Source organism: Rhodococcus sp. PD04 (genome assembly GCF_035918275.1).
Taxonomy (GTDB): Bacteria; Actinomycetota; Actinomycetes; order Mycobacteriales; family Mycobacteriaceae; genus Rhodococcus; species Rhodococcus rhodochrous.
The window spans coordinates 711,379-736,986 of record NZ_CP142143.1 but is presented as its reverse complement, the minus strand read 5'-3'; the positions used below and the strand labels follow the sequence as shown (position 1 = coordinate 736,986).

Annotated in this window: 27 protein-coding genes, 1 tRNA gene, 1 pseudogene and 1 riboswitch; of the genes and pseudogenes, 14 read left to right on the top strand and 15 right to left on the bottom strand. The window is 69.4% G+C overall.

Features of this window, described 5'->3' with window-relative positions:
* Position 1 precedes the first annotated feature (1 nt).
* A complete protein-coding gene (locus U9J23_RS03450) occupies positions 2-487 on the top strand; it encodes a MarR family winged helix-turn-helix transcriptional regulator (protein WP_059382439.1) in 486 nt (161 codons plus the stop codon).
* A 66-nt stretch (positions 488-553) separates the two neighbouring features.
* On the opposite strand, the gene U9J23_RS03445 is transcribed toward U9J23_RS03450, so the two are convergent.
* The 7 genes from U9J23_RS03445 to U9J23_RS03415 all read right to left on the bottom strand — a co-directional run bounded on the left by U9J23_RS03445 (position 554) and on the right by U9J23_RS03415 (position 7,264).
* Positions 554-1,372, bottom strand: coding sequence for a family 1 encapsulin nanocompartment shell protein (locus U9J23_RS03445; protein WP_085469361.1), 819 nt, complete (start codon positions 1,370-1,372; stop codon positions 554-556).
* Positions 1,369-2,433, bottom strand: a complete 1,065-nt coding sequence (locus tag U9J23_RS03440; RefSeq protein WP_179161793.1) for a Dyp-type peroxidase — start codon at positions 2,431-2,433, stop codon at positions 1,369-1,371. The genes U9J23_RS03445 and U9J23_RS03440 overlap by 4 nt, the downstream gene beginning before the upstream one ends.
* Before the next feature lie 19 nt (positions 2,434-2,452).
* Positions 2,453-4,054, bottom strand: coding sequence for an L-lactate permease (locus U9J23_RS03435; RefSeq protein ID WP_326601400.1), 1,602 nt, complete (start codon positions 4,052-4,054; stop codon positions 2,453-2,455).
* Between the two features lie 4 nt (positions 4,055-4,058).
* Complete coding sequence (locus U9J23_RS03430; RefSeq protein WP_016693979.1) at positions 4,059-4,487, bottom strand: HIT family protein; 429 nt, start codon at positions 4,485-4,487, stop codon at positions 4,059-4,061.
* Entirely contained in the window at positions 4,484-5,086 is a 603-nt protein-coding gene (locus U9J23_RS03425; RefSeq protein ID WP_085469364.1) for a TetR/AcrR family transcriptional regulator, read from the bottom strand. The genes U9J23_RS03430 and U9J23_RS03425 overlap by 4 nt, the downstream gene beginning before the upstream one ends.
* Before the next feature lie 97 nt (positions 5,087-5,183).
* Positions 5,184-6,605 carry an adenylosuccinate lyase gene (gene purB, locus U9J23_RS03420; RefSeq protein ID WP_085469365.1) on the bottom strand — a complete coding sequence of 474 codons (1,422 nt, stop codon included), beginning with the start codon at positions 6,603-6,605 and terminating at the stop codon, positions 5,184-5,186.
* Between the two features lie 44 nt (positions 6,606-6,649).
* Positions 6,650-7,264: a TetR/AcrR family transcriptional regulator gene (locus U9J23_RS03415; RefSeq protein ID WP_016693982.1), complete on the bottom strand. Its 615-nt coding sequence runs from the start codon at positions 7,262-7,264 to the stop codon at positions 6,650-6,652.
* Between the two features lie 145 nt (positions 7,265-7,409).
* Between U9J23_RS03415 and U9J23_RS03410 the strand changes: the two genes are divergently transcribed.
* Positions 7,410-9,053, top strand: coding sequence for a GMC oxidoreductase (locus U9J23_RS03410; protein WP_326601392.1), 1,644 nt, complete (start codon positions 7,410-7,412; stop codon positions 9,051-9,053).
* Between the two features lie 27 nt (positions 9,054-9,080).
* On the opposite strand, the gene U9J23_RS03405 is transcribed toward U9J23_RS03410, so the two are convergent.
* The 4 genes from U9J23_RS03405 to U9J23_RS03390 form a co-directional block, all read right to left on the bottom strand.
* The gene (locus tag U9J23_RS03405; protein ID WP_059382447.1) at positions 9,081-10,256 is read right to left on the bottom strand and encodes a pyridoxal phosphate-dependent aminotransferase; all 1,176 of its coding nucleotides are present in this window, start codon (positions 10,254-10,256) and stop codon (positions 9,081-9,083) included.
* Between the two features lie 31 nt (positions 10,257-10,287).
* A complete protein-coding gene (locus U9J23_RS03400) occupies positions 10,288-12,069 on the bottom strand; it encodes a CocE/NonD family hydrolase (RefSeq protein WP_226950067.1) in 1,782 nt (593 codons plus the stop codon).
* 84 nt (positions 12,070-12,153) lie between these two features.
* A complete protein-coding gene (gene purD / locus U9J23_RS03395; RefSeq protein ID WP_059382448.1) occupies positions 12,154-13,407 on the bottom strand; it encodes a phosphoribosylamine--glycine ligase in 1,254 nt (417 codons plus the stop codon).
* Between the two features lie 10 nt (positions 13,408-13,417).
* Entirely contained in the window at positions 13,418-14,083 is a 666-nt protein-coding gene (locus U9J23_RS03390) for a nucleoside/nucleotide kinase family protein (RefSeq protein WP_059382623.1), read from the bottom strand.
* A gap of 132 nt (positions 14,084-14,215) precedes the next feature.
* Between U9J23_RS03390 and U9J23_RS03385 the strand changes: the two genes are divergently transcribed.
* From U9J23_RS03385 to U9J23_RS03370, 4 genes are read left to right on the top strand one after another with little or no spacing between them, the layout of a single operon-like run.
* Positions 14,216-15,325, top strand: a complete 1,110-nt coding sequence (locus U9J23_RS03385) for a serine hydrolase (RefSeq protein ID WP_059382449.1) — start codon at positions 14,216-14,218, stop codon at positions 15,323-15,325.
* On the top strand, positions 15,322-15,828 hold the full coding sequence (locus U9J23_RS03380) for an ArsR/SmtB family transcription factor (RefSeq protein ID WP_226950066.1): 507 nt from the start codon (positions 15,322-15,324) through the stop codon (positions 15,826-15,828). Before U9J23_RS03385 ends, U9J23_RS03380 begins: the two co-directional genes overlap by 4 nt.
* 25 nt (positions 15,829-15,853) lie before the next feature.
* Complete coding sequence (locus U9J23_RS03375; RefSeq protein ID WP_059382450.1) at positions 15,854-16,279, top strand: HIT family protein; 426 nt, start codon at positions 15,854-15,856, stop codon at positions 16,277-16,279.
* A gap of 58 nt (positions 16,280-16,337) precedes the next feature.
* Positions 16,338-17,837, top strand: coding sequence for an MDR family MFS transporter (locus U9J23_RS03370; RefSeq protein ID WP_085469474.1), 1,500 nt, complete (start codon positions 16,338-16,340; stop codon positions 17,835-17,837).
* 30 nt (positions 17,838-17,867) lie between these two features.
* On the opposite strand, the gene U9J23_RS03365 is transcribed toward U9J23_RS03370, so the two are convergent.
* A complete protein-coding gene (locus U9J23_RS03365; RefSeq protein WP_229579846.1) occupies positions 17,868-18,968 on the bottom strand; it encodes an alpha/beta hydrolase in 1,101 nt (366 codons plus the stop codon).
* 147 nt (positions 18,969-19,115) lie between these two features.
* Between U9J23_RS03365 and U9J23_RS03360 the strand changes: the two genes are divergently transcribed.
* The 3 genes from U9J23_RS03360 (at position 19,116) to U9J23_RS03350 (ending at position 20,652) form a co-directional block, all read left to right on the top strand.
* The gene (locus U9J23_RS03360) at positions 19,116-19,322 is read left to right on the top strand and encodes a hypothetical protein (RefSeq protein WP_085469369.1); all 207 of its coding nucleotides are present in this window, start codon (positions 19,116-19,118) and stop codon (positions 19,320-19,322) included.
* 40 nt (positions 19,323-19,362) lie between these two features.
* Positions 19,363-19,428: riboswitch (guanidine-III (ykkC-III) riboswitch) on the top strand.
* 13 nt (positions 19,429-19,441) lie between these two features.
* On the top strand, positions 19,442-19,756 hold the full coding sequence (locus U9J23_RS03355; RefSeq protein WP_059382454.1) for a DMT family transporter: 315 nt from the start codon (positions 19,442-19,444) through the stop codon (positions 19,754-19,756).
* A 65-nt stretch (positions 19,757-19,821) separates the two neighbouring features.
* Positions 19,822-20,652 carry a hypothetical protein gene (locus U9J23_RS03350; RefSeq protein WP_059382455.1) on the top strand — a complete coding sequence of 277 codons (831 nt, stop codon included), beginning with the start codon at positions 19,822-19,824 and terminating at the stop codon, positions 20,650-20,652.
* Between the two features lie 15 nt (positions 20,653-20,667).
* Here the strand turns inward: U9J23_RS03350 and U9J23_RS03345 are convergent, their stop codons facing one another.
* The gene (locus tag U9J23_RS03345) at positions 20,668-21,537 is read right to left on the bottom strand and encodes a ribokinase (RefSeq protein WP_326601384.1); all 870 of its coding nucleotides are present in this window, start codon (positions 21,535-21,537) and stop codon (positions 20,668-20,670) included.
* Between the two features lie 44 nt (positions 21,538-21,581).
* Entirely contained in the window at positions 21,582-22,193 is a 612-nt protein-coding gene (locus U9J23_RS03340) for a TetR/AcrR family transcriptional regulator (RefSeq protein WP_059382456.1), read from the bottom strand.
* 134 nt (positions 22,194-22,327) lie between these two features.
* Between U9J23_RS03340 and U9J23_RS03335 the strand changes: the two genes are divergently transcribed.
* From U9J23_RS03335 to U9J23_RS03320, 4 genes are all read left to right on the top strand, one after another.
* Positions 22,328-22,801: a general stress protein gene (locus U9J23_RS03335; RefSeq protein ID WP_059382457.1), complete on the top strand. Its 474-nt coding sequence runs from the start codon at positions 22,328-22,330 to the stop codon at positions 22,799-22,801.
* A 180-nt stretch (positions 22,802-22,981) separates the two neighbouring features.
* The gene (locus U9J23_RS03330; protein WP_026061175.1) at positions 22,982-23,224 is read left to right on the top strand and encodes a hypothetical protein; all 243 of its coding nucleotides are present in this window, start codon (positions 22,982-22,984) and stop codon (positions 23,222-23,224) included.
* 122 nt (positions 23,225-23,346) lie between these two features.
* Complete coding sequence (locus U9J23_RS03325; protein WP_272266984.1) at positions 23,347-23,574, top strand: hypothetical protein; 228 nt, start codon at positions 23,347-23,349, stop codon at positions 23,572-23,574.
* An 87-nt stretch (positions 23,575-23,661) separates the two neighbouring features.
* Positions 23,662-23,949: a hypothetical protein gene (locus U9J23_RS03320; RefSeq protein WP_059382459.1), complete on the top strand. Its 288-nt coding sequence runs from the start codon at positions 23,662-23,664 to the stop codon at positions 23,947-23,949.
* Positions 23,950-23,981: 32 nt separating this feature from the next.
* Here the strand turns inward: U9J23_RS03320 and U9J23_RS03315 are convergent.
* Positions 23,982-24,056: transfer RNA gene (locus U9J23_RS03315), tRNA-Thr, on the bottom strand.
* A 145-nt stretch (positions 24,057-24,201) separates the two neighbouring features.
* On the opposite strand from U9J23_RS03315, the pseudogene U9J23_RS03310 reads away from it, so the two are divergent.
* A pseudogene (locus U9J23_RS03310) lies at positions 24,202-25,599 on the top strand (threonine/serine ThrE exporter family protein); the annotation flags it as partial.
* Between the last annotated feature and the right edge of the window lie 9 nt (positions 25,600-25,608).

The following is a 25,608-nucleotide window of genomic DNA, read 5'->3' as shown; positions in this document are numbered from 1 at the left end:
CATGAGCGTCGAGTCCCCGGCCACTCATCTCCCCGCTTCCGGCGATGATCCTCTCGCACTGGAGCGGCAGGTGTGTTTCGCGCTCGCCGTGGCGAACCGCGCCGTGCTCGCGGTCTATCGGCCGATCCTCGACAGGTTGGGCCTGACCCATCCGCAGTATCTGGTGATGCTCGCCCTGTGGGAACGCTCGCCGCTGACGAGCAAGGAAGTGGGGCAGTTGCTCCAGCTCGATTCCCCCACGCTCTCTCCCCTGCTCAAGCGGCTCGAAGCTCTGGGGCTGATCACCCGTGCGCGCAGCGCCGCCGACGAACGGCAACTCGTCCTCGAGCTCACCGACGCCGGGCGGGCGCTGCGCGCCGAGGCCGAATCGGTGCCGGGTCAGGTCGTCGACGCCCTCGGTGTCGGGCTCGACGAACTCCAGGACCTGCACGCCGCGCTCGTCCGCGTCAACGCGGCGGCGCTGAAGGCCGGGGCGATCCGGAACTAGATCGCGCGCACTTCGCTCTAGCTCGGTGACCCGGGGCGCCGCACGCGCGAACGCCCCGGGGTCGGCTCAGTGCGGGAGTTCGAGCGTCGTCGGCACCAGCGGAACCGAGGCCTCGCCGGTGTAGACGAGGAAGGTGAACGACTCCTGGAAGTACAGGTTCACCGTCTCGGCGTCGTGCGAGAGGTAGCCGATCGACAGGTCCTGACCGACCTGCAGGTCGTAGTCGCCGCCGCGCGTGGTCAGCACGAACGCGCCGTCGATCGCCGGTGCCCAGATGAGGTCGCCGTCGATGAGGCGGCGCAGCTGTTCGCGGATCGGGTAGCCGTGATCGGACGTCTCGCTGACCTTGGTGTACTCGTCGGCGCCGAGCAGGATCGAGTAGGGGCCGCCCACACCCGCCAGTCGCAGCTGCGACAGCGCCTGGCTGATGACCTCCGGGAAGTCGCGGGGGTCCTCGGGCAGCTGCAGGGACGGGTTCGACGACGACGCGCGGATGCCCTCGATGCCCGCGGACGCGTAGCCCTCGAAGATCGCGCGGTCCTCGGCGAAGGCGATCTGGCGGGCCGCCTCCTTGACCGGATCGAGGTCGATGTCGCGCGATCCGCGCTCGACACTGTCGATCTCCTCGCGTGACAGCGTGAACGGCACCCGCAGTTCGACGACCGGTGCGACGCGGTGCTGGCGCGCCCGCACTCCGGCCGCCGGGGGTTCGATCTCGCGGGTGCGGCCGAGACCCACCGCCGCGAAGTCGGTGCCGTGCGGGCCGGAGAAGTCGACCACGGTGCGCCCGGCGACGTGCCGCTCGAAGGTGCGCGCGGCCTCCTCCTCGATCTCGGTCCATGCAGCCTCGGAAATCGGGGCGAGGTCGCGATACAGATTGTTCACAGTGTCGAACTCCTTCGCAGAGCGCCAATTCCGAGTGATCCGTCGGCCGGCCGGCCGGTGGTCGAGGCACTCGAATCTTCATGGGAGGGGTTGTCCGCCGGTGACGGCGGAAGATCTTCGAGGAACTCCAGCGAGGGGCAGAAGAACAGCGACCCCGTCACCGCGGTGGAGAAGTCCAGGATGCGGTCGGTGTTGCCGGGCGGGCTGCCCAGGAACATGTTGCGCAGCATCTGCTCGGTCACCTCCGGGGTGGCGGAGTAACCGATGAAGTAGGTGCCGAACTCGTCGGCGCCGAAGCTGCCGAACGGCATGTTCGCGCGCACGATCTGCCGTTCGATCCCGTTCTCGTCGACGATCACGTTCAGCGCGACGTGCGAATTCGCGGGCTTGGTCTCGTCGTCGAGTTCGATGTCGTCGAGCTTGGTCCGGCCGATCGCCCGTTCCTGCTCCTCCACGGTCAACGAGTTCCACGACGCGAGGTCGTGCAGGTACTTCTGGACGATGACGTAGCTGCCACCGGCGAAGTCCGGATCCTCGTCGGAGACCAGGGCCGCTTCGACGGCCTCGTCGTCCTCGGGGTTCTCCGTGCCGTCGACGAAGCCGAGCAGGTCGCGGCGTTCGAAATAGCGGAAGCCGTGGGTCTCGTCGACGACCCGCGCCGCTCCGCGCAGCCGATCGTTGATCTTCGCGGCGAGTTCGAAGCACAGGTCCATCGTCGACGCGCGGAGATGGAACAGCAGGTCGCCGGGGGTCGAGGGTGCCTGGTGCCGACCGCCGTCGAGCGGGACGAACGGGTGCAGTTCGGCAGGGCGGGGACCGTCGAACAGCCGGTCCCACATGTCCGAGCCGATGCCGGTGACGACCGACAGGCCGCCCTCCGGGATGCGGAAACCGACCGAGCGGCGCAGGCCCGAGAGATCTTCGAGCAGATCCCGCACGGTGTCCTCTGCACCCTCGTCGACGGTGACGACGAGGAAGATCGCCGCTTCGGTGAGCGGGGTCAGTATCGGTTGTGCGCGAACCACTCGGACAACGCTAGTGCACCCCGGCGAACCAGGCATTCACGGCACGCCGGGAGTGTCAGGGCACCATCCAACCCAACACCGAGGTCGACTGCAGCCATACGAGGACGGAGAGCACCGCGAGGCCGGCGATGCTCAGCGGCCAGATGCGGCGCATGAGCAGCCCGTCCTTGCCGGACAGTCCCTTCACCGACGACACCAGCGCGAGGTTCTGCAGTGCGATCGGGGTGCCGGTGGTGCCGCCGGCCATGTTCCCGGCGACCAGCACGGTCGGGTCGAGTCCCGACTGCTGGGCCGCGGCGACCTGCAGGCTGCCGAACATCGCGTTGGAGGCGGTGTTCGAGCCGGTGACCACGACGCCGAGCCAGCCGAGCACGGGCGACAACAGCGCGAACGCGACGCCCGCACCGGCGAGGAACCCGCCGATCGTGGCGGTCTGCCCGGACAGGTTCATCACGTACGCGAGGGCGAGAACTGCCGTCACCGTCGCGAACGACCACCGCAACTGCACGACCGCCGCGACGAAGCACCGTACCGCGTCGGCCACCGCGACCTTCAGCACCGGCATGGACAGCAGCGCGGCGACGAAGACGAGGCTGCCCGGAGCCGTGAGCAGATCGATGGTGAAGGTCTCCGCGGTGGGAACGTCCCCGTCGGCCGTGGTCACGTCCACACCCGGCCACGGGAAGGACAGGCTCGCGTTCGACAGCAGCGACGCCACCGGACCGAACCGGCTGACGAGGAAGACGATGACGATCAGCGCGTAGGGAGCGAACGCCTCGACGACGCGTCGCCGCGAGTCGTGGATTCGCTCGGCCGCGGCCCGGCGGGCCTCCCGATGCGTGGGGTGCACCTTCACCGCGACGAGCAGCACGAGCAGACCGGCCACGGCACCGGCGATGTTGCTCAGCCCGACGGTGAGGTAGCTCGCGCACACGAACTGGGCGGCGCCGAAGGCGAGTCCGACGACGAGCGCGACCGGCCACGTCTCGCGGACACCGCGCCATCCGCCGATCACCGCGACCAGCACGAGCGGGACGAACACCGCGAGCAGGCAGACCTGGCGCGCAACGACCGGTCCGATCTCGTCGATCGGGATCTCCGACACGCGCGACATCGTCAGGATCGGTGTGCCCATGACTCCGAGCGGGGTGACGACCGAGTTGGCGAGCAGTGACGCCGCGGCTGCACGCACCGGCGGCAGACCGGCGCCGATGAGCACGACGGTCGACACGACGATGGGGGTGCCGAAGCCGGCGACCGCCTCGAGCAGCGCGCCGAACAGGAAGGCGATGACGATGGTGAGGATCCGCGGATCCGGGGATATTCGCCCGAACGCGCGGGTGAGGACGTCGAAGTGCCCGGATTCGACGGTGAGCCGGTACACCCAGACGGCGTTGACCACCGTCCACATGATCGGGAAGAGACCGAAGACCGCACCTTCGACACCGGCGCTGAGCGCGGACCCGACCGGCATGCCGTAGACGGCGGTGCCCACGATGAGGGCCACCACTACCGCGATGCCCGCGGCCGAATGCGACCGCAGTCGGAAGACGGCGAGCAGGACGAGCATGGTCAGCAGCGGGAGTACCGCCACCAGTGCCGACCACGCGAGCGACCCGCCGACCGGCGCGATCGGCTGAACGTATGTACCTGTCACTGCATCACGACCGGTGTGTCTCCACGGCGGTGCGGATGGTGGCGGCCGTGCCGTCGAGCACGGTCCGGTTCGGTGTCCGCCAGTCGGCGCGGATCCCGAAGCCGTCCCCGGCCCTGCGCGGCACGAGGTGCAGGTGCACGTGGAAGACCTCCTGGCCGGCAGCCACGCCGTCGGCGAGGAACATGTTCACGCCCTCGATGGGGAGGTCGGACGCGCGCATCGCTGTGGCGATCCGTTGCCCGGCGGCGAACACCTTCGCTCCGTCGTCGGGATCGAGCTGTGCCAGTCCGGAGGCGTGCCGCTTCGGGATCACGAGCAGATGCCCCGGGGTGAACGGGCGGATGTCCATGAATGCGAGCACGTCGGGTTCGTCGAGCACGACGCTGGCCGGCGACTGCCCGGCCACGATGGCGCAGAAGATGCAGTCCGTCACCGTGGCGTGGAGTCCTCTGTACGTGCGGGTCCGCGGGCGGATTCGAGCAGCCGCAGCAGTTCGCTCTGCACCGCGGGACGGTCGCGTACCGGATCGTCGCTGTTCGCGAGGCACAGCATCGCTTCCTCGACGGCTGCGACGAGCAGGTGCGCGAGCACCGACGTCCGCGTGGGCGACGCCTCGTAAGTGTCGGGGTCGAGGGTGACGAGCATGCGCTCGATCGCCCTCAGCGAGGAGTGCCGGTGGGTCTCGCGGACCTCGGCCCAGCCGAGGACCGCCGGAGCTTCGATGAGCAGCAGTCGGCGGGTCGCGGGATCGTAGACAGCATCGAGCGAGGCGAGCACGGCCTGGGTGAAACCCTCCCAGGCGTCGTCGACCGGCTCGGCCGGGACCAGGGAGCTCTCCGCTTCCTTCTGGAGGCGCTCGATGACGCCGCGGAACAGATCCCGCTTGTCGGCGAAGTGGTGGTAGAGCGCACCGCGCGTCACCCCGGCGACCGAGACGATCTCCTCCGTGGCCGCAGCCGCGTATCCGTCGCGCAGGAACACCTCGCGCGCCGCATCGAGCAGCGCGGTGCGTGTTCGCGCTGCGTCACGCACCCGACCCGTATTTCCCGGTTTCACCGACACTTCGTTCTCCCCTGCTGATACCGCCACCCCCATCGGACATTCCCCCGTCGGTCGGCTCCCGTGATTCCTACAGAATCGGCGCCGGCGTGTACTTCGCCGCCTCGGGATACTGCGTTACGAGTTCCTGCACCGCTGCGACGACCGCTTCGACCTGCGCGACCGCGGCCCCGGCGAAGGCCTCCCGGTCGGCCAGCGCCGCATCGAGCGCGGCGCGGTCGAGCGGGAGCCGGTCGTCGCCGGCGAGACGGTCGAGCAGATCGGGTTCGCGGCCCTCCTCGCGCATCGCGAGTGCGACGGAGACCGCGTGCTCCTTGATGACCTCGTGGGCGGTCTCGCGACCCACCCCGGCCCGGACCGCGGCCATGAGCACCTTGGTCGTCGCGAGGAACGGCAGGTACCGCACGAGTTCCTTCTCGATCACCGCCGGGTAGGCACCGAACTCGGCGAGGACCGTCAGGAAGGTCTCCATCTGGCCGTCGATCGCGAAGAAGGCGTCGGGCAGGGCCACACGGCGGACGACGGAGCAGAAGACGTCGCCCTCGTTCCACTGCGCGCCGGCGAGCTCGGCGGCCATGGAGGCATAGCCGCGCAGGACGACCTGCAGGCCGTCGACGCGCTCGCACGAGCGGGTGTTCATCTTGTGCGGCATGGCGGACGATCCCACCTGGCCGGGCTGGAAGCCCTCGGTGACGAGTTCGTGGCCGGCCATGAGCCGGATGGTGTGGGCGAACGACGCGGGGCCGGCGCCGACCTGCACGAGCGCGGAGAGCACGTCGTGGTCGAGCGAACGGGGGTAGACCTGGCCGACGCTCGTGAAGACGTTCGCGAAGCCGAGATGCTGCGCGACCTTCTGTTCGAGCTGCGCGAGCTTGGCGGAATCACCGCCGAGCAGGTCGAGCATGTCCTGGGCGGTGCCCATCGGGCCCTTGATCCCGCGCAGCGGGTAGCGGGCGATCAGCTCCCGGACGCGCTGCAGCGCGATGAGCAGTTCGTCGGCGGCCGACGCGAAGCGCTTGCCGAGTGTGGTGGCCTGCGCCGCGACGTTGTGCGAGCGGCCGGCCATGACGAGCGAGGCGTACTCGGTGGCGCGCTCGGCGAGGCGTGCGGCCACGGCGACACCGTGGGAGTGGACGTGTTCGAGCGACCGCAGGATCTGCAGCTGCTCGACGTTCTCGGTGAGGTCGCGGCTGGTCATGCCCTTGTGGACGTGCTCGTGACCGGCGAGGGCGTTGAACTCCTCGATGCGAGCCTTGACGTCGTGGCGGGTGACGCGTTCGCGCTGCGCGATGGACTCGAGGTCGACCTGCTCGATCACGCGCTCGTAGTCGGCGATCGCTTCGGCGGGAACGTCGATCCCGAGTTCGGCCTGCGCCCGCAGCACCGCGAGCCACAGCTGGCGCTCGAGCACGATCTTGTACTCGGGCGACCACAGGTCCCGGAGTTCGGGGCTGGCGTAGCGGGTGGCGAGGACGTTGGGGATGTGGCTCACAGAAGTGAGTTTACGGTCCGGGCCTGTTCCCGTATTCCCCGACCTCAATCCTCGACCGGGGGTGCGACGGTCTCCACGACGTCGAGCAGGATGCCGCGCGCGAGCGAGCGCGGGTCGGGATCGAGTTCGCCCAGTCCGCCGAGGACCGCGCCGTCCACGACCGCCACGAGCCGGCGCACCTCACGGGGCCGCACCGATCGGCAGCAGCGTTCGAGCAGGTCGGTGAGCAGGTGGTCGATCTGTTCGCGCATGCGGACCTGCACGTCGCGCAGTTCCGGATAGCGGGCCGTCGCGACGCACCGCTCGTAGCGGGAGATCAGGCGTTCGCGGTCGATGCCGCCGTCGCAGTCCCGCGGCCCGATCAGCAGGTCGACGATGAGATCGGCCGTGCCCTCGAGACTGCGCGGGAGCGGCTCGATGTCGCGGACGCGTTCCCGCATCGCGTCGAGTTCCCGCTCGCTGTTGTAGTCGACCGCGCACGCGACGAGGTCGTCGAGTGATTCGAAGTAGTAGGTGGTCGATGCGAGCGGCAGGCCCGCGCGGGTCGCGACGGCCCGGTGGCGAACGGCGTCGATCCCCCCTTCGAGAATGAGGTCGGCCGCTGCCTCGACCAGCGCCTGACGGCGCCGTTCGCCCTTGGGGGTCGCAGCAATCGACACCTTCTCATGGTGACAGTCCCGAGCGTCTCACCAGGGGAAAACGGAATTGGAGACCAACCGGTACCATTGCGCCCGCCCGCGCGTGTCGAGTCCTCGGCGGGCGCCGCCCCGCGAGTAGGTCATCGAACGATCGGAGCCGTACCGGATGAGACGTCGACGCTTTCTGCAGGCCTCGCTTCTCGGGGCTGCCCTGGCGGGCACCGGCGCCGCAGGTTCCGGCCTGACCGGCATCGGTGTCCCCCGTGCGGACGCCCTGCCGGTCGGGGTCGACGAGTACCTCCGTCTCGTGCCCGAACTGTTCGTGCCGCCGCCCGCCCCGCCGGAGCATTCCGAGGTCGTCGTGGTGGGTTCCGGTTTCGGGGCGAGCGTCGCCGCGCTACGCCTGGCCGAGGCCGGTGGTCGGGTCACGATGCTCGAGCGCGGTATGCGCTGGCCCCGCGACCCGCATCGCGAGATCTTCACGACCGACCTGCTCGCCGACGGTCGCGGCTACCACCACCGCACCCGGTTCACCGGCCCGACGGGCATCCCGGTGGTGTGCGACGACTTCGCCGGCGTCCTCGACGTGGTCGACTACCCGAACATGTCGGTGTGGCGCGGCGCCGCGGTGGGCGGCGGATCGATCGTGTTCACCGGCGTGATGATCGCTCCCGAGCGGCACTTCTTCGAGCACGTCTTCGGCGGCCGTCTCTCCTACGACGAGATGGCGTCCACCTGGTACCCGAAGGTGCGCTCGATGCTGCGCCTCGATCCGATGCCCGACGACATCTACAACGCCGCCGAGTTCACGCACTCGCGGCGCTGGGACGACGACGCCCGCGCCGCCGGTTACAGCCCGCACCGCATCGACGGCATCTGGGACTGGGACGTCGTGCGCGCCGAACTCGCCGGCTCGGTCCGCCGGTCGGCCGTCGCGGGTGAGAGCAATCTCGGCAACTCGAACGGCGCGAAGTTCGATCTCACACAGAACTACATCCCGGCGGCCGAGGCGACCGGGCGCACCCTGGTGTGCCACGGTCACCGGGTGCTCGCTGTCGGTCAGGACGGCGACGGCCGGTACTGGCTCGACGTGCAGGCCGTCGACCCGACGGGTGCGGTGCTGCGCACCACCACGATCACGTGCGACCGCCTCGTCCTCGGCGCCGGATCGATCGGCACCACCGAACTGCTCGTCAAGGCGCGGCACACGGGTTCGCTGCCGAACCTCGACGAGCGCGTGGGCCGGGGCTGGGGCACCAACGGCGACGCGGTGCTCGTCCGTTCGTTCGCGCTCACCGAGGGTTTCGGCGGCGACCAGGGCGCGCCGTCGGCGTCGCGCATCGTCGACGAGTCCGGTCTGCCGCTGAGCCTCGAGAACTGGTTTGTCGCGGGCACCGCGAAGGACGTCGGGATGCTCGCCTCCCTCGGCATGACCCTCGACCCCACCCGCGCCGACTTCACGTACGACCCGGGTGCCGATCGCGCGGTTCCGAACTGGCCGGCCGGTGGCGAACGCGAGAGCGTCGAGGCCCTTCGGGCCGTGCACAACTCGATGGCGCAGGCCGGTGGCACGATCCCGGGCGCATCGCCGATGGCCGAGGACGTCAACGCGACCTTCACGGCGCATCCGCTCGGTGGTGCGGTGCTCGGCGACGCGACCGACGGGTACGGCCGCGTGCACGGTCATCCCGGCCTCTACGTCGTCGACGGCGCGTTGATCCCGGGCAGCACCGGCACCGCCAATCCGTCGCTGACCATCGCGGCGCTGGCCGAACGGAACATCGCGCGGATCGTCGCCGACGGGCGGTGATCCGTCCGCGGCGGTCCGGGCCGGCGATCAGGAGACGGGGAGCCAGCCCGCGAGCCGGTCGAGCGCCGCGGTGACGTCGGCGGTCGATCCTGCGAACGACAGTCGCACGGTCCCGTCGCCGCGCACGGTGTCGAAGTCGACGCCCGGTGCGAGCGCGAGACCGGTGTCGTGGAGCAGCCGCGCGCACCACGCCGTCGAGTTCTCGCCGTCGAGCAGATGACCGATGTCGGCGTAGACGTAGAAGGCGCCGTCGGCCGGGGCGAGTTTCGTGATTCCGAGATCCGGCAGGCCTTCGAGGAGCAGTTCCCGGTTCACGGCATAACGGGAGACGTGTCCGTCGAGTTCGGTGCGGGCCTCGGTCCCGAACGCCTCGATCGCCGCGAACTGGGAGATCGACGGCGGGCACACCGTCATGTTCGACGCGAGTCGCTGCAGGGCCGGACGCATCGTCTCGGGCGCGAGCATCCAGCCGAGCCGCCAGCCGGTCATCGAGAAGTACTTCGAGACCGAGCCGATCACCACCGAGTCGCGGGAGGTCGCCCACGCCGTGGAGGTCGCCGGTGATCCGGGGGTACCGAACTCGATGCCGTGGTAGATCTCGTCGGAGATGAGCAGGCTGCCGTGCTCGTCGCACCAGCGTGCGAGCGCCGCGAGCTCGGACGGTTCGATCATCGTGCCGGTCGGGTTGGCCGGACTGGCGACGACGATTCCCGCGGGCGGAGTGTCGAGTTCCTCGAGCATCGCGACGGTCGGCTGGTAGCGGGTCTGCGGGCCGCAGTCGAGTTCGACGACGCGGCAGCCGAGGGCGGCGAGGGTGTTGCGGTAGGCCGGGTAACCGGGGCGGGCGACGACGACGGTGTCGCCGACATCGAAGGCCGCGAGGAACACCAGGGTGAAGGCACCCGACGAGCCGGTGGTGACGACGACGTCGTCCGCGTCGACGTCGATGCCGTACTTGTGGCGGTGGTACGCCGCGATCTCCTCGCGCAACGGCAGGATGCCGAAGGTCTCCGTGTAACCGAGCAGTTCGGCGTCGATCGCGAGGTTGGCGGCGCGGAGCACGGGAGCGGGTGCGGGGGTCGAGGGTTGTCCGGCGGCGAGACTCAGGACGTCGCCGTGGCTGCGCTGCCGCTCGGCAGCCGCCTTCCACACATCCATGACATGGAACGTCTCGATACCGGAGCGTTGGGATTCGGGGCGCACGTCGACGACGGTAGTACGCCTGTGTCGTTCGTCAGAGCCGGACGCGCTGAAGTCGGGTGAGGGCGCCCCACGCGATCGGGTAGTCGTGACGATCGACGCCCTTCGCGGGTACGGCGTCCGCGTCGGTGGCGGTCTCGTCGGGTTCCGGCTGCGGCTGCGGCACGACCGGCAACAGTAGATGCGAGTCGAACTGTCCGCCGGCGTGCACGATGTGGAAGCCCTTGTTGATGGTGCGATCGTGCCCGACGCGCGGGTTCTCGTCGAGGTCGTGACCGGCGATGACGAGCACCAGGCTCGATCCGGCCTCGAAGAAGGTGCTGTGCGGCATGATCTCGATGTCGACCGGCACGATCTGATCGGGCAGCAACGGCCAGTACTTCTTTTGGTCGTGGACGGGCCGGTAGGCGGTGGAGGCCTCCGGGTCCAGTGCCCGGCGCGAGACCCGCATCCACCCGTGGGCGACGAATCCCTTCTCGTAGCCGCCGTGGCCTTCGAACCACACGTCGCGGCCGTGTTCGTCGCGCTTGGCCAGCCCGACGAACAGGTCCATGTCGTTGGCGTCCTTCGCCTGCACCCACAGACGCAGCGCGGCGTGGCCGGTGATCTCGGTGTCCTCGTCGAAGGTGTGAGTGAAGACGAGTTCGTCGCCCGCGACGGGGAAGGTGCGGCGGAACTGGCGGCTCTCGCACGGGGTGGTGCTCAGGTCTGCGTTCGCGTGGTCGAGGTGGAGTGCGACGTAGCGGGTGTCGGGGACGGGCCACTCGGATTCGAGGCGTTCGGAATAGGTGCGCAGGTCGTGGCGGGTCTCGAGGCGGATGCGCGGGGTGTCCTCGAAGCCGTTGTCCTCGCCCTTGAGGAAGCGGTCGAAGAAACGTCGTTGGTAGTCGAGTGCCTCGTTGCCGTAGAAGGTCTGCCACATCTTCCGGCCGTGGGTGTAGAGCCACTTGTGCTCCGACGCGATGCGGCGGTAGCCCTCGACCGATCCGCGGGCGCGCGGGCCCTGATCGGACCACGAGACCCCGACGAGGGCGGGCACGGTGACGTCCTCGAGCCGGGGCGGTGGGGCGACGTGGCGGAAGAGGTCGGGGAACCGGCGCAGCAACCACGGGGTGAATCGCCGGAGGGACGCGGCGCCGCAGCGGGCTCCGGTGTTCATCGCGCTGTACCAGAACGCGCTGTAGCGGGTCTCGGGGATGCCGCCCTGGGTGAGGATGTCGCGGCAGGGATCGCTCACGCCCTCCCAGGGTGCGATGGCCGCGAGATAGGGCGGGTCGAGCGCGGCCGTGTACCACTGCAGCGTGGCGAGGTAGTCGGCGCCGGCGAGGCCGACGCGGCCGTTGCTCCACTTCTGACCGCCGGCCCATTCCACGACGGCCGCGCAGTCGAGCGCGGCCCGGCCGAGCAGCAGTCGGGGACGGCCGCTGCTCGCGTGATGGCCGCGCATGTCCGCGACGACGAGCACGTAACCGTGAGGAACCCAGTAGGCGGGGTCGGGCGCTTCGAAGGAGGTGCAGTCGCTGATCTCGAGATCGCCCACGTGGTTGCCGGATTCGGCGAGATCGTCGAAGTCGACGGGATACCGGTCGACGCCGGCGTCCTTGCCGTAGGGGGTGACGGCGACCAGCACGGGGCAGCGGTCGTGCTCACCGGAGCCTGCGGGGCGGTAGACGTCGGCCTTCAGTACGGTGCCGTCGCCCGTGCGGATGGGCACGTCGCGCTCGACGAGGACGTCGTCCGGCAGCCCGTGGACGACGACGTGGTGGTGCCGTAGCGGTGTCGGGTCCGGCTTCGGCGGTCGTCTTCGAGAAACCATGCAGTCACCCCTGGCGGCATCAAAGATGCACCGAGTGTGCAACATACACCCGGTAGGTGCAAGGTGAAGGACGCGGGTGAAAGGCTAGACCGAGATCCGGCCCTCGACGGCTGCCAGACCGATGTCGCGGCGGAAGTGACCGCCCGGCAGCTTCACGTCGGCGAGCCGATCATAAGCGGCTTCGCGCGCGGACGCGAGATCGGCACCCACACCGATCACGTTGAGCACGCGCCCACCTGCGGAGACCAGCGCACCGTCGTCGCGACGCCTGGTGCCGGCGTGCAGCACCGTCTCACCCTCGGCACCGGTGATCACGTCGCCGGTGCGCGGGGTGGACGGGTAGTACTCGGCGGCGAGCACCACGGTCACCGCGGCGCCGTCCTTCCAGCGCAGCGGCGGGAGTTCGGCGAGCGTGCCGGTGGCGACCGCGTTCAGGGCCTCGCCCAGCGGCGACTCGAGCAGGGCGAGCACGGCCTGGGTCTCCGGGTCGCCGAAACGGCAGTTGAACTCGACCACGGCCGGACCCTCGGCACCCATCGCCAGACCCGCGTAGAGCAGGCCGGAGAAACCGCATCCGCGACGCACCATCTCGGCCGCGACCGGCTCGACGACCTCGGAGACGATCTGCTCGACGCTGCCCTCGGGCAGCCACGGCAGCGGCGTGTAGGCACCCATGCCACCGGTGTTGGGGCCGGTGTCGCCCTCGCCGACGCGCTTGTGGTCCTGCGCCGGCAGCAGCGGCACCACCGTCTCGCCGTCGACGAGGCAGAACAGCGAGACCTCGGGGCCGTCGAGGAAGGACTCCAGCAGGACGGGGTGGCCGTTCTCGAGGATCTCGGCGGCGTGGTCGCGGGCCGCGGCACGGTCGGTGGTGACGACGACGCCCTTACCGGCGGCGAGACCGTCGTCCTTGACCACCCAGGTCGGCCCGAAGCGGTCGAGCGCCTCGTCGAGGGTCGCGGGGCTGTCGACGACCTCGCTGTGGGCGGTACGCACACCGGCGGCGGCCATGACGTCCTTCGCGAACGCCTTCGATCCCTCGATGCGCGCGGCGGCGGCGGACGGTCCGAAGCAGGGGATGCCCGCGGCGCGGACGGCGTCGGCGACACCGAGGACGAGCGGGACCTCGGGGCCGATGACCACGAGGTCGGCCTTCTGCTCGGTGGCGAGGTCGACGACGCTCTCGGCGGAGGCCGCGTCGACAGGGAACAGCTCGGCGACGTTCGCGATACCGGGGTTGCCGGGCGCGGCCAGCACGGCGGTCACGCCGGGGTCGCGGGACAGGGCGAGAGCAAGAGCATGTTCACGGGCACCGGAGCCGATAACGAGTACGCGCACGCAGGACAGACTACGGGACCGGTCTCCACACGAGATCGGCGCGGGAGCGCGTGCGCTGGACGGCTTCCGCATTGGGCAGATCGACGGTCCGCACCCACTCGCGCGCTCCGTCGTCGTCCCGCCCGTTGTGGCGGTGCCGGCGCACGAGACGCCGGGTGAGCGTGCGGCGGGGTGCGTCGATGTAGATGACGAGGTCGAGCAGCGGGCGAATGTGTTCCCATCCCCCGGTCTCGAACATCAGGTAGTTGCCCTCGGTGACGATCACCCGCGCGTCGGCCGGCACGGCGTGCACCGCCGCGATCGGTTCGTCGAGGGGCCGGGAGAAGTCGGGGGCGTAGATCGTCTCGTCGCGGCACTGCCGCACCCGGCTCAGCATGTCGCGGAAGCCGGCGACGTCGAAGGTGTCGGGCGCTCCCTTCCGGTCCCGCGCGCCGAAGGTGTCGAGCTGGCGGTTGGACAGGTGGTAGCCGTCCATCGGCACCTGCCCGGTGGACACCCCCGCGCATCGGAGGGCGTAGACGAGCAGCGCCGCGGCGCGGCTCTTCCCGGCGCCCGGCGGCCCGCACAGACCGACGACCGTGCGCCGATCCGCGGGAAGTCCCACGAGGACGTGCGTGACGAGTTCGTCCACGAGCACGCGCAGCGGCGCCTCCCGCACACTCCCGTCACCTCCCATGAGCCCGACGATACGACCGCTCGCGACATCGGAGTCGCCGTGAGCTCTCGACACGCCCACCCCGACCGGTCTATCGTTATTTCGTAAGTTCGAAATTACGAACTACCAACCTCGACACGGACGGACATCGCCATGCCGAACAGGATCGGAACCACCCTCGCCGCGACGAGCGTCGTGATCGCACTCGCCGGATGCGGACAGACCGACCCGCCGGAACCCGACGTCGCCGCACCTTCCGGTGCCGAGGGATCCGCGCCGACCGGTGAATGCCTGCCGACCCCCGCCGCCGACGTGACCACCGCCGAAGGCTGGATCGGCTACCTCGCCGAGAACTCCGACACGGTCGCCGTCGCGGTCCACGACGGCAACGGCGGGTCCTTCGAACAGCGACCCGACGAGCGGCAACCGCTCGCATCGGCCGTGAAGGTCGTGCATCTCGCCGCCTACGCCCGCGCCGTCGCAGCCGGTGAACTCTCCCCCGACGAGCGTGTACCGCTCACCGACTGGGAACGCTGGCATCTCCCCGACACCGACGGCGGCGCACATCCCCGGGCTCTCGAACGGCTCGGCGTGAACGATCCGGAGGACACCGTCACCCTCGACGAGATGGTGTCGGCGATGATCCAGGAGAGCGACAACGCCGTCCCCGACTACCTGCGCGACCGGCTCGGCGACGACGCCCTGCGCGAGGCCGCCGCCCAGGGCGGCTGGGACGACTTCACGCCGCCGACGATGCTCGGCAACACGCTCGCGCTGCTCGACCCGACGCTCGACGACTCGTCGGCGGTCCGGGACGCCGCGCGCCGCTACGCCTCCGACCCCGCCTACCGCGCCGAAGTGGTGCAGAACCCGGTGCCGGAGGATCTGGCCGCCCGGGTCGACCGCGTCCAGCGCTTCGACAACACCGGATCGGCCGCCGAACTCACCGACCTGCATCGCGCGATCGCCGACGGTTCGTTCGGCGCCGGCAGCGACCTCGCGCGCACCCACCTCGAATGGCAACCGTCCACGGTTCCGGGATTCGAAGGAATCGGTTTCAAGGGCGGCAGCCTGCCCGGCGTCCTCACCGACGCGATCACCTTCCGCCGCGACGACGGCACGATCGCGACCACGGTGATGCTCGCGTCCGGCATGTCGGACAGCGACTATGCGGGAGCCTTCGAATCGTTCGCCCACCAGGAGATGCTCTTCACGGCGGCGAACGATCCCGATTTCCTCGAGCGGATACGCTGCGCGATGTGAGCGACGGCGACGTGAACGACGAGTACGAGGCCCGGCTCGCGGATCTCGAACGCCGTGTGCGGATCCTCGAGGGCGACGCGACCCGTCCGAGCGCCGGGGACGGTCCCGGCCCCGCGGCGGACGTGGCGGCGGGCACCGGGTCCGTGACCTACGGGGGCGCGGTCTCCCTGCACGGGAACGTGCGCTGGAACATCGAGTACGACGCGGGCGCATCCCTCGTACTCGATCCCGTTCCCGTCGCCGCCGTCCTCGACGCGCTGGGCAACCCGGCGCGACTCGCGATCGTGCGGACCCTGCTGCGCGGTCCCGCCACCGCCACCGAACTCCAGGAGGCCACCGACCTCACGTCGACCGGCCGGCTGTACCACCATCTCCGGGCCCTGTCGGCTGCGCGCGTGGTCGAGCAGGAGAGCCGCAACCGCTACCGGATCGCTCCGGAGAAGGTCGTGCCGCTGCTCGTCCTCACCGTCGCGGCGGCCGATGTCGGGGAACAGCTCCGGTGAACACGGTGTCCCTTATCCTCCCGGTATGACTTCCGTGTTCAGCAAGATCATCGCCGGTGAACTGCCGGGCCGTTTCGTCTGGCAGGACGACGACGTCGTCTCCTTCCTGACCATCAATCCCTTCACCGAGGGGCATGTGCTGGTCGTGCCGCGGCAGGAGGTCGATCACTGGCAGAGCGTCGACGACGACCTGTGGGCGAAGGTGAACGACGTCGCCCGCATCCTCGGCCGCGCCGTCACCGCCGCCTTCGACGCCCCGCGCGCCGGCCTGATGATCGCCGGTCTGGAAGTCCCCCACCTGCATCTGCACGTCTTCCCGGCCTACTCCCTCGGCGACTTCGACTTCGCGACGGCCGAGAAGGATCCCTCGCCCGAATCGCTCGACCGGGCGCAGCAGAAGATCAAGGATGCGCTGCGCGAACAGGGTCACGGCGAGCACGTCCCGGACTGATCTCCACTCGACGGGATATCGGCGGAACAATTCCGACCGGTATCCCGTTGAGTTCCTCGTGTCTTCTACTCCACCGAGTTCCCCAGCCCCGGCCGGTACGGCCGAGCCGCAGGCCGCTGCCGCACCACGCGCCGGTCTGCTGATCGCCGTTCTCGTCGGGGCCGCATTCGTCGTCATCCTCAACGAGACGATCATGAGCGTCGCGCTGCCGAAGCTGATGGTCGAGTTCGACGTCGGCGCAGCCACCGCCCAATGGCTCACGACGGCATTCATGCTGACCATGGCCGTCGTCATCCCGATCACGGGTTACCTGCTCACACGACTGTCCCTGCGCACGGTCTTCGCGATCGCGATGGGCAGCTTCCTGCTCGGAACACTGATCGCCGCGAGCGCCCCGATCTTCCCGGTCCTCGTGCTGGGTCGTGTCGTCCAGGCCGTGGGCACCGCGGTGATGTTGCCGCTTCTGTTCACGACGGTGCTCAACCTGGTTCCCGCCGATCGTCGCGGACGCACGATGGGCGTGATCTCGATCGTCATCGCGGTCGCGCCCGCGATCGGCCCGACCATCGGTGGCGTCGTGCTCGACCAGCTGAACTGGCGGTGGATGTTCTGGCTGGTGCTGCCGATCGCGGTCGTCGCGACGGCACTCGGCCTGAGCTGGATCCGCAATGTCACCGAACCGGTCGCCGTTCCGCTCGACGCCCCGTCGGTGGTGCTGTCGGCCCTCGGGTTCAGCGGTCTCGTCTTCGGTCTGAGCAGTCTCGGTGAGGCCGCCGAGGGCGATCCGCTGCTGCCCCCGTGGCTGCCGCTGGTCGTCGGTATCGCGTCGCTGACGGTCTTCGTCCTGCGTCAGCTCCGCCTCGGCGACGGCGCGCTGCTGGACATGCGCGCTTTCCGCACCCCGGCGTTCTCGCTCGCGGTCGCACTCGTGTCGGTGAGCATGATGTCGTTGTTCGGCACCCTCATCCTGCTGCCGATCTACCTGCAGAACGTGCTGGGTCAGTCGACGCTGACCACCGGCCTGATGCTGCTGCCCGGCGGTCTCGTCATGGGTCTGCTCGGCTACATCGTCGGACGCCTGTTCGACCGGTTCGGTCCGCGGCCGCTCGTCGCGCCGGGCGCGGTCATCGCCTGTGTCGCGATGTGGGGCATGACGACCTTCGACGCGACCACCGCGATCGGCACGGTCATCGCCTGGCACGTGCTGCTCAACATCGGCCTCGCGTTGATGTTCTCGCCGCTGCTGACCTCCGCCCTCGGAGCGTTGCCGCGACGGCTGTACTCGCACGGCAGCGCCATCGTCAGCACGATGCAGCAGGTCGCCGGCGCGGCCGGTACGGCGCTGTTCATCACGGTGCTGACCCGCACGACCGTCGCGGGCGCCGAGAACGCCGACGATCCCGCAGGCGCGCTCGCCGACGGTGTCCACGGTGCCTTCACGTGGGGTGCGGTGATCGCGGTGATCGCCGTCGTCGGCTCGCTGTTCGTCCGACGGGCCCCGGAGCCCGAACCGGATGCGGTGGAGGCGTCGGTCCCGGAGACCGCCGGCACGCACTAGCCGGCGGTACCCACCGGCCGGCCGGGCAACTCACGCGCCGGTCGTCACGACTTCCTGTTCGACGGGAAGCGTGGCGGCCGGCGCGTTGCCGTTCGCACGGGGTTCGCGCAGGAAAGCGTCCAGTTCGACCCACGAGGTGTCGCGCGCGGCGCTGCCGGTGAGCATGCCGAGGTGCGTCCCCGGAACGCGGACGAAGCGCACCTGCGTGCTGCCGAGCAGCCTCGTGACGGGTTCGACCGCCGGGATCGGGGCGAGCACGTCGTCCTCGCCGCCGAGTGCGAGCACGGGCACCGTGACATCGGCGAGGTCGACGACCCGGTCGCCGAGGTCCAGACGTCCGGTGGCGAGTTCGTTGTCGACGGTCACGCTCGTCGCGAGCTGGTGGAACACGCGTCCGGCGTAGCCGTGGATCTCGTCCTGGAAACGGTCGACGCGTTCCATCCGCGCGAGCGTCTCCGCGTCGGCGAGGTGCGTCGCGACGAACCACGGACGCTGGATCTCGCGTTCGATCGCGGTGAGGCGGTAGGCCGTGCGGACGATGGGTGCGGGTACCCCGCCGAAGACGGCGTCGAGCAGACCGAGTGCGGGCTCGGCGACGAACCGGCCGACGAGTCGGGGCAGCGCCATCAGCGGGATCGCGGAGTAGTCGAGCGGACTGCCGAAGGCCGTCAGCGACCGCATCGGCAGGTCGGGATGCGCCGCGGCGGTGAGCATCGCCAGCGTGCCGCCGATGCTCCACGCCACGACGTCCACCTCGCGGTTCCCGCACAGTTCGGACGTGCGGGCGATCGCTTCGGGGATGACGTCGTCGATCCAGAACTCGAGGCCGAGGTCGCGGTCGTCGGAGGTCATCTCGCCGTACTCGACGAGGAAGACGCTGCGGCCGAGCTCGAGCAGGTGCTCGACGAGACTCTGGCCGGGCATCAGGTCGAAGCAGGTGGGCGACGCGGCGAGCGGGGTCACGAGCAGCACCGGCGGACCGGCGTTCTCCGGGCCGAAGCGACGCAGCGTCCGGTGGCGACCGTCCCCGACGACCACCGAGGGAGTGCGATGGGGCGGCGCGATTCCGTCGGCGACGAACAACGACCACGCGTTCCGCGCGGCCTTCCCGACCACGTCCGTGATCCCCATGTGTGACTCCTCCCCGAGTCGGCAATACCTGCTTGTTGCGCGTGCTCACGATAGTCGTGGGACGTCGGGGCCCGCGCACCGGACGAACCGGACGGCACACGACCCGCCTCTGAGAACCTGTCCGACGGTAGTGCTATCAAGTGGTGCATGACGTGCTCACAGTGCAACCACGATCTCGACCACTGCCACGGCACCCTCGTGATCCACGCCGATACTCGGGTCGACTGCACAGAACCCGACTGCGTCGACTTCGAGATCGTGCGGCACACCCTCGTTCTCGACTGCACCGAACTGGACGGCGGATGCTCGTGCACGGTGATTGCGCAGGAATCACAGCTGCTGCGCGTGTCCTGAGCAATTTGCCAATACTCGCCCGGGATTCCTAACCTCGACGGAGGTGGCCGCCGGTCGGCCTCCCGGACGAGCGCACCGTACCCGGCCAGCGACAAGACGGTGCAGGAGCGTTGTACGTCATGGCCTGGATCGTTCTCGTCCTCTCCGGTGTGCTCGAAGCCGTGTGGGCCACGGCCCTCGGCAGATCCGCCGGTTTCAGCCGGCTCACACCGACACTGGTGTTCGTCGTCGCCCTCGTCCTGAGCATGGCAGGACTCGCGTACGCCCTGCGCACGCTGCCGGTCGGGACGTCCTATGCCGTCTGGGTGGGTATCGGCGCCGCCCTCACGGTGGGATACGCGATGGTCACGGGCACCGAGACCGCCTCGCTGCTGAAGATCGCACTGATCGCGGGCATCGTGCTGTGCGTCGTCGGCCTGAAACTCGTGCACTGACCTTTCCGTGCACCGACAACCTCCGGCACTGACGTTCTCGGACACTGACCGTTACAGTCGGTTCCATGAACCTCGGGTCCATACTCGTGATGCCGGTGCGTGTGGGTCTGACCGCCGCCGAGGCCGCCCTGAGCGTCGCCGAGACGGTCGTCGGCACCGTGCGGGTCGCGGTGTCGCCCACCACCTACTCCGCGCTCGGCGCGGTCGGCCTGCCCGACACCCGCAGTTCGGTGGGTCTGCTGCAGCAGATCTCGAAGCTCACGTCGGAGGACCGCGGACTCGGTCACGCGCTGCGTCCCGGTGGTCCCCTCGACCGGCTGCTCGCGCCGGGTGGTCCCGTGGATCGGCTCACCGAGCCGGGTGGCCTGCTCGATCGGTTGCTCGAACCGGGCGGACCCGTCGACCGGCTCACCGCGCCGGGCGGTCCCCTCGACCGGATCCTCGCCGACGACGGTGCCCTCGACCGCCTCGTGTCGGAAGGCGGTCTGCTCGATCGCCTCACCGCGCACGACGGCCCGCTCGAGCGGCTGCTCGCCCAGGACGGGGCGGTGGAGCGGCTCACCGCACCGGGCGGCATCGTCGACGTGGCGATCCGGCCCGGCGGGGTCGTCGAGCGGGCTCTCGCCCAGGGCGGCGTCCTCGACGTCCTGCTCTCCGAACGGGGCGCCCTGGAACGACTGCTCGCCGAGGGCGGTCCGCTCGATCAGATCGTCTCGCTCTCGGAGACACTCGCGCATCTCACGCCCGGCATCTCGCAGATGAACGCGAGTATCGACATGCTGCAGGAAACGGTCGAGCTGCTGCGCGGGGCCGTCGGTCCGCTCGGCGACCTCGCCGGCAGGCTTCCCGGCCGCTGGCTGCGCAGCGGCAAGGGCGAACTGCTTCCGCCGCCCTGACGCGGTTCCCGCGGATCAGCGATCGGAGCGACGGGATGCGACCAGCCGGGCAGCGTCGGCCGATGCCCGGCGCGCTGCCGCGAACAGGTCCTCCCCCGTGCCGAGCAGTGCGGCGAGCGTGCCGGCGAAGTGGTCGCCCGCACCCGTCGTGTCGACGACGTCGACCTGCGGGACCCGCAGATGTTCGATCGCGTCCTCGGTTCCGACCACGACGTCCTCCCCGCCCCGGGTGATCACCACGGTGCGTACCTGTTCGAGCAGGCGGGGCACGATCTCGTCGAAGGGGGCCCCGGCGGGAAGACCCGCGTAGTGCAGGGCTTCCTGCTCGTTGAGTACGAGCGGATCGGCGCCGGCGAGGACGTATTCGTCCAGGTCGATCACCGGGCTCGGATTGAGCACGAACCGGCGGTCGTGATCGCGCGCCCACTGGGCGGCGGCCCAGGTCACCGCGGGGAGCAGCTCGAGTTGGGTGAGCACCACCGCGGGATCGAGGGCATCGAGTGCGGTGGTCACGTCCTCGGCTTTCAGCAGCGAATTGGCCTCGGGTACGACGACGATCCGGTTCTGCCCGTCGTCGGAGACGATGATGACGGCCCGGCCGGTCGGGCCCGGTGTGGTGCGCAGATGGGAGGTGTCGACCCCGGCCCTCTGTTGCACGCCGCGCAGCACGTCGGCGGCATGATCGCTGCCCACCGCGCCGACGATGGCGGTGGGAGCCAGGCGGGCAGCACCGATGGCCTGGTTCGCGCCCTTGCCTCCCGGATAGGTGCGCAGATGCCGGCCGAGTACCGTCTCACCCTCTTCGGGAGCACGTGCCACGACGACCGTCAGGTCGAGGTTGAGCGATCCCACGACCGCCACCACGCATCGACTCGACTCGGTCACGGGTCGAGCCTACGGCCGATCGACCCGCGGGGGCGGGCCTACGATCACTGCCCCTTCGTGTCCGGTTCCAGTTCGGGGCAGACGATGTGGACGACCTCGTCCGCCCAGGACTCCCCCACCTCGCCGTGACGCAGGTAGGCGCCGAGATACGCGCCGACGAGCATCGAGACGGCGGTGTCGACGTCGATGTCCTTGCGGATCGCGCCCGACTCGATCGCGGTGCGGAGCACGTCGGCGACGACCTCGCTCCGGGCATTGATGATCTCGCGGATCGACTCGGTGAACTCGGGTTCCTGGTCGGTGAGCAGTGCGCCGACACTGCCCATGCCCACCTCGTTCGACAGTCCGCGACGGATCAGTTCGAGGGTCCATTTGACGCGGTCGTAGACGCACAACCCGTCGGGAACGCACGGCGAGGCGACCTGCGAGTGCAGTGCCGCGTCGAGGATCTCCTCGCGGTTCGCGTAGCGCCGGTAGATCGTCGTCTTCGCAACGCCCGACAGCGCCGCGACCGCCTCGACGGTGACGCGGTTGGGCCCGTGAAGGCGCAGGATCTCGAGCGCGGCCTTCACGATGCGTGCGTCGGTCCCGGCACGCTCCTTGACGGGACGCCGCGACGTCAGGGCCACGGACTCCGTCTCGACCTCGCCCACCATGTCTACATCCTCCTCGCGCGGGCATACACCCGCAGGATTCCCGAGTCTCCCCGAAAAGGCGACCCCGAATCAAACACTACGAAACGATACGCTACGATGAGCGTATCGTTCCAATCGTCGACGAAGGGGAACGCATGACAGATATCTACGCACCGACACCCGGGCACCACACCGAATCCGAAACCGTCCTCGAGAGCTACCGCACCTACGACGCCGTCGAGAGGGCCATCGACCACCTGTCCGACGAAGGCTTTCCCGTGGAGTACCTGCGAGTCGTGGGCCAGGGAGTCACCACCGTCGAACACATCGAAGGCCGCATGACCAACGGCAAGGCCGCCCTTCGCGGCGCCGCCGCGGGCGTCTGGACGGGCTTGCTCTTCGGGCTGCTCCTGGCACTGCTCCTGCCTGCTACCGGCATGGCCACCGTGATCCTCGCCGCTGTCGTCTTCGGCGCGGTATGGGGCGGATCACTCGGCTTCTTCACCCACTGGAGCACCGGGGGACGCCGCGACTTCGTCTCGAGAAAGAGCATCGAGGCCTCGCGCTACGACCTCATGGTCGATTCCGAGTTCGTCGATCAGGCGCGCGAGAAGCTCGCACTGCGCTGACCGACCATTGTTTCTCCGATTCGAGAACCTCTTCGCCCACGCCGACCGGCGTGGGCGAAGTCGTTTCCGGAGGAAAGAACAACGCAAAAGGGATATTCCACTCGAATCACCACATTCGTCCGATGCGGATAATGCATGTTTGCCCGGTCATTTCTTTCCACTGATGGCATGATTCGAGTTATGGCCGGATCGTCGAATACTCCCCCGAAGCCTGCTGTGGGCTCGAAGGTCGTCGTACGCGCGGGTGTCGCGGGCGACAAGGCCTGTCCCGGCACGATCGTCGAAGACTTCGGTCCTGCACAGGAAGCCGTGGGCGACAAGCTGGGTCGCGACTGGGCGCCCGTGCGCCGCTGGGCCGTGGCACTCGACGACGGACGACTGATATTCGTCGATATGGACGCATTCGAATCCTCGAAGTCCTGATATCCGATCCATTTCGTCACTTCCGTATTCACACGCCCCTGCAGTGACATGTGAGGGGTGAACTGCCGGGTGAACTGCACCGGATCCGTTAACGCTCCGTGCGCCCGAACCGTTCTCCGGGTATGACATGGATCGGTTGGCCGCTGCTCGGATGGTTCACGGCATCCCCGGTGGTCGCCCTCGTATTCGGCCGCGTCGCCGCGGCACGCGACCTCCACGAGGCGCCGCGCACGATCGCGCCGGTGATCGATCTGTCCGAGCGCCGAGCACTCCGCCTCGGGGAACGCCACCTGTCGGGGCAGGACGGCAACGGCCCGGCAACTCTCCCGGAGCCCCGTCTTCCGATGTAGGTTGTCCTTCTCGCCTTCGACGGGACATCGGGATCCGGTCCGGGCGAACACCCGCCCGTGCATGTGTGCCTCCCGGATCGAGGGACGATGACCGCAGACCGCTTCACCCCGGTCCCGCCCCGCAACGGCGCCGGGAACACGGCACTGATCTCGGGAATCGTCGCGCTCGTCTTCGCCTTCGTACCCGTCATCGGCGACTTCGTCGCGATCCCGGCAGGTCTGGTCGCGGTGGTGTGCGGATGGATCGGTCTCGAACGGATCGACAGGGGTACGGCGACGCATCGTCGCGAAGCTCTGATCGGTGCCTGCCTGGGCGCTGCGGCGCTGTTCGCCGTATTCGTGGTCTTCGCAGCGGTTCACAGCAGCACCGGATGAAACAGGCCCGCGCGGTACGCGACGGGCCCTACTGGAGCCCCCTGTCAGGATTGAACTGACGACCGCTCGCTTACAAGGCGAGTGCTCTACCACTGAGCTAAGGAGGCACAGAACTCGACGGTCGCGGACGACGCGTGAGCGACGCCATCATATAGCGCGTCACACTCCCGGCGCGCACCCACCCGCCTTCGTTACGGTGGATTGCATGCCCACCCTCCCCGTTTCCCCCAGCCGTACCGGAGGCCGCGGACGGTGAGCCGCTTCGACGACTTCCTCGATCGGGTTCTCGGGACCCGCCGCGCGACCATCGACGCGGTCACCGAGGCGCCGGCGCCACTGCAGCCGATCGATCTGACCGACGATGCAGTGGTCGCCGAGGCGCTCGACGTCGCCGTACGTGTCGGTGAGGTCCTGCTCGCCTCGGGCACCGGCGCGATCGACACCGCCGAACAGGTGCGGTTCGTCGCTGCCACCTACGGTCTGGCGCAGTGCGACGTCGACGTCACCTACAACTCGATCGTGCTGTCGGCCTATCGCGGACCGACCATGCCGCCGTCGAGCACGATGCGGGTGGTGCACTACCGCTCGATGGACTTCACGCGACTCGCGGCCGTCGACCGCCTGACCCGCCGCATCCGCCGCGACGCGATCTCCCCGGCACAGGCGCACGAGGAACTGCTCGCCATCACCACCAAGGCTCATCCGTACAACCGCTGGGTGGCGACGATCGCGTGGTCGGCGATGGCCGCCTCGATCTCCGTGCTCCTCGGTGGCGACGCGCTGGTCGCGCTCGTCGCCTTCGGTTCGACGTTCGTGATCGACCGCGTCAATCGCAAACTCAACGCGGCCGGGTTGCCGTTCTTCTTCCAGCATCTGGTGGGCGGCATCATCGCGACGGCCCCGGCGATCACGTTGTACGGGATACGGGAGACCATCGGGGTCGAAGTGTCTCCGGGACTGATCATCGCGGCCGGCGTGACGGTGCTGTTGTCCGGTCTGTCGCTCGTGGGTTCGGTGCAGGACGCCATCACCGGTGCCCCCATCACGGCGTCGGCGCGTTTCTTCGAAGTGCTGATGATGACGGGCGGCATCATCGCGGGCGTCGCGACGACCCTGCGGGTCGCGTCGGTGTTCGGCGCCGAACTCCCCCTCATCAGTTACGAGGCACTCCCTGACCTCACACAGCTGCCGACGAAGATCCTCGCCGGCGCCGCGGCGGCGTTGTTCTACGCCCTCGCCTGCTACGCCGAACGCCGGGCCCTCACGGTCGCCGCGCTCGCCGGCGCCACCGGCAGCCTCGGTTACCAGCTCGCGCTCGGGTTGTCGCTCGGCCCGATCATCTCGTCGGCACTGGCCGCGACCGTCATCGGTTTCGCCGGTGGTCTGATGGCCCGCCGCGCGCTCACGCCGCCGCTGGTCGTCGCGGTCGCCGGCATCACGCCGCTGCTGCCCGGTCTCGCCCTCTATCGCGGCCTGTACGCGATGCTCCGCAATCAGATGGCCACCGGCATGACGGCGCTGTTCTCGGCGTTCGGTATCGGGTGCGCGCTCGCCGCGGGTGTCACGCTCGGTGAATGGCTCGCCCGCCGCACCCGCAACCCGCGCGGTGTCCTCCGCGTCGGCGCGCTGCGTCGCCCGCAGCTGCGGCGTATCCCCCGG

Coding starts and splice junctions, on each gene's coding strand:
- U9J23_RS03450 (WP_059382439.1), top strand. CDS start 2: ATGAGCGTCGAGTCCCCGGCCACTCATCTCCCCGCTTCCGGCGATGAT.
- U9J23_RS03440 (WP_179161793.1), bottom strand. CDS start 2,433: ATGCCTGGTTCGCCGGGGTGCACTAGCGTTGTCCGAGTGGTTCGCGCA.
- U9J23_RS03410 (WP_326601392.1), top strand. CDS start 7,410: ATGAGACGTCGACGCTTTCTGCAGGCCTCGCTTCTCGGGGCTGCCCTG.
- U9J23_RS03400 (WP_226950067.1), bottom strand. CDS start 12,069: ATGGTTTCTCGAAGACGACCGCCGAAGCCGGACCCGACACCGCTACGG.
- U9J23_RS03390 (WP_059382623.1), bottom strand. CDS start 14,083: ATGGGAGGTGACGGGAGTGTGCGGGAGGCGCCGCTGCGCGTGCTCGTG.
- U9J23_RS03385 (WP_059382449.1), top strand. CDS start 14,216: ATGCCGAACAGGATCGGAACCACCCTCGCCGCGACGAGCGTCGTGATC.
- U9J23_RS03375 (WP_059382450.1), top strand. CDS start 15,854: ATGACTTCCGTGTTCAGCAAGATCATCGCCGGTGAACTGCCGGGCCGT.
- U9J23_RS03365 (WP_229579846.1), bottom strand. CDS start 18,968: ATGGGGATCACGGACGTGGTCGGGAAGGCCGCGCGGAACGCGTGGTCG.
- U9J23_RS03360 (WP_085469369.1), top strand. CDS start 19,116: ATGACGTGCTCACAGTGCAACCACGATCTCGACCACTGCCACGGCACC.
- U9J23_RS03355 (WP_059382454.1), top strand. CDS start 19,442: ATGGCCTGGATCGTTCTCGTCCTCTCCGGTGTGCTCGAAGCCGTGTGG.
- U9J23_RS03350 (WP_059382455.1), top strand. CDS start 19,822: ATGAACCTCGGGTCCATACTCGTGATGCCGGTGCGTGTGGGTCTGACC.
- U9J23_RS03340 (WP_059382456.1), bottom strand. CDS start 22,193: ATGGTGGGCGAGGTCGAGACGGAGTCCGTGGCCCTGACGTCGCGGCGT.
- U9J23_RS03335 (WP_059382457.1), top strand. CDS start 22,328: ATGACAGATATCTACGCACCGACACCCGGGCACCACACCGAATCCGAA.
- U9J23_RS03330 (WP_026061175.1), top strand. CDS start 22,982: ATGGCCGGATCGTCGAATACTCCCCCGAAGCCTGCTGTGGGCTCGAAG.
- U9J23_RS03325 (WP_272266984.1), top strand. CDS start 23,347: ATGACATGGATCGGTTGGCCGCTGCTCGGATGGTTCACGGCATCCCCG.
- U9J23_RS03320 (WP_059382459.1), top strand. CDS start 23,662: ATGACCGCAGACCGCTTCACCCCGGTCCCGCCCCGCAACGGCGCCGGG.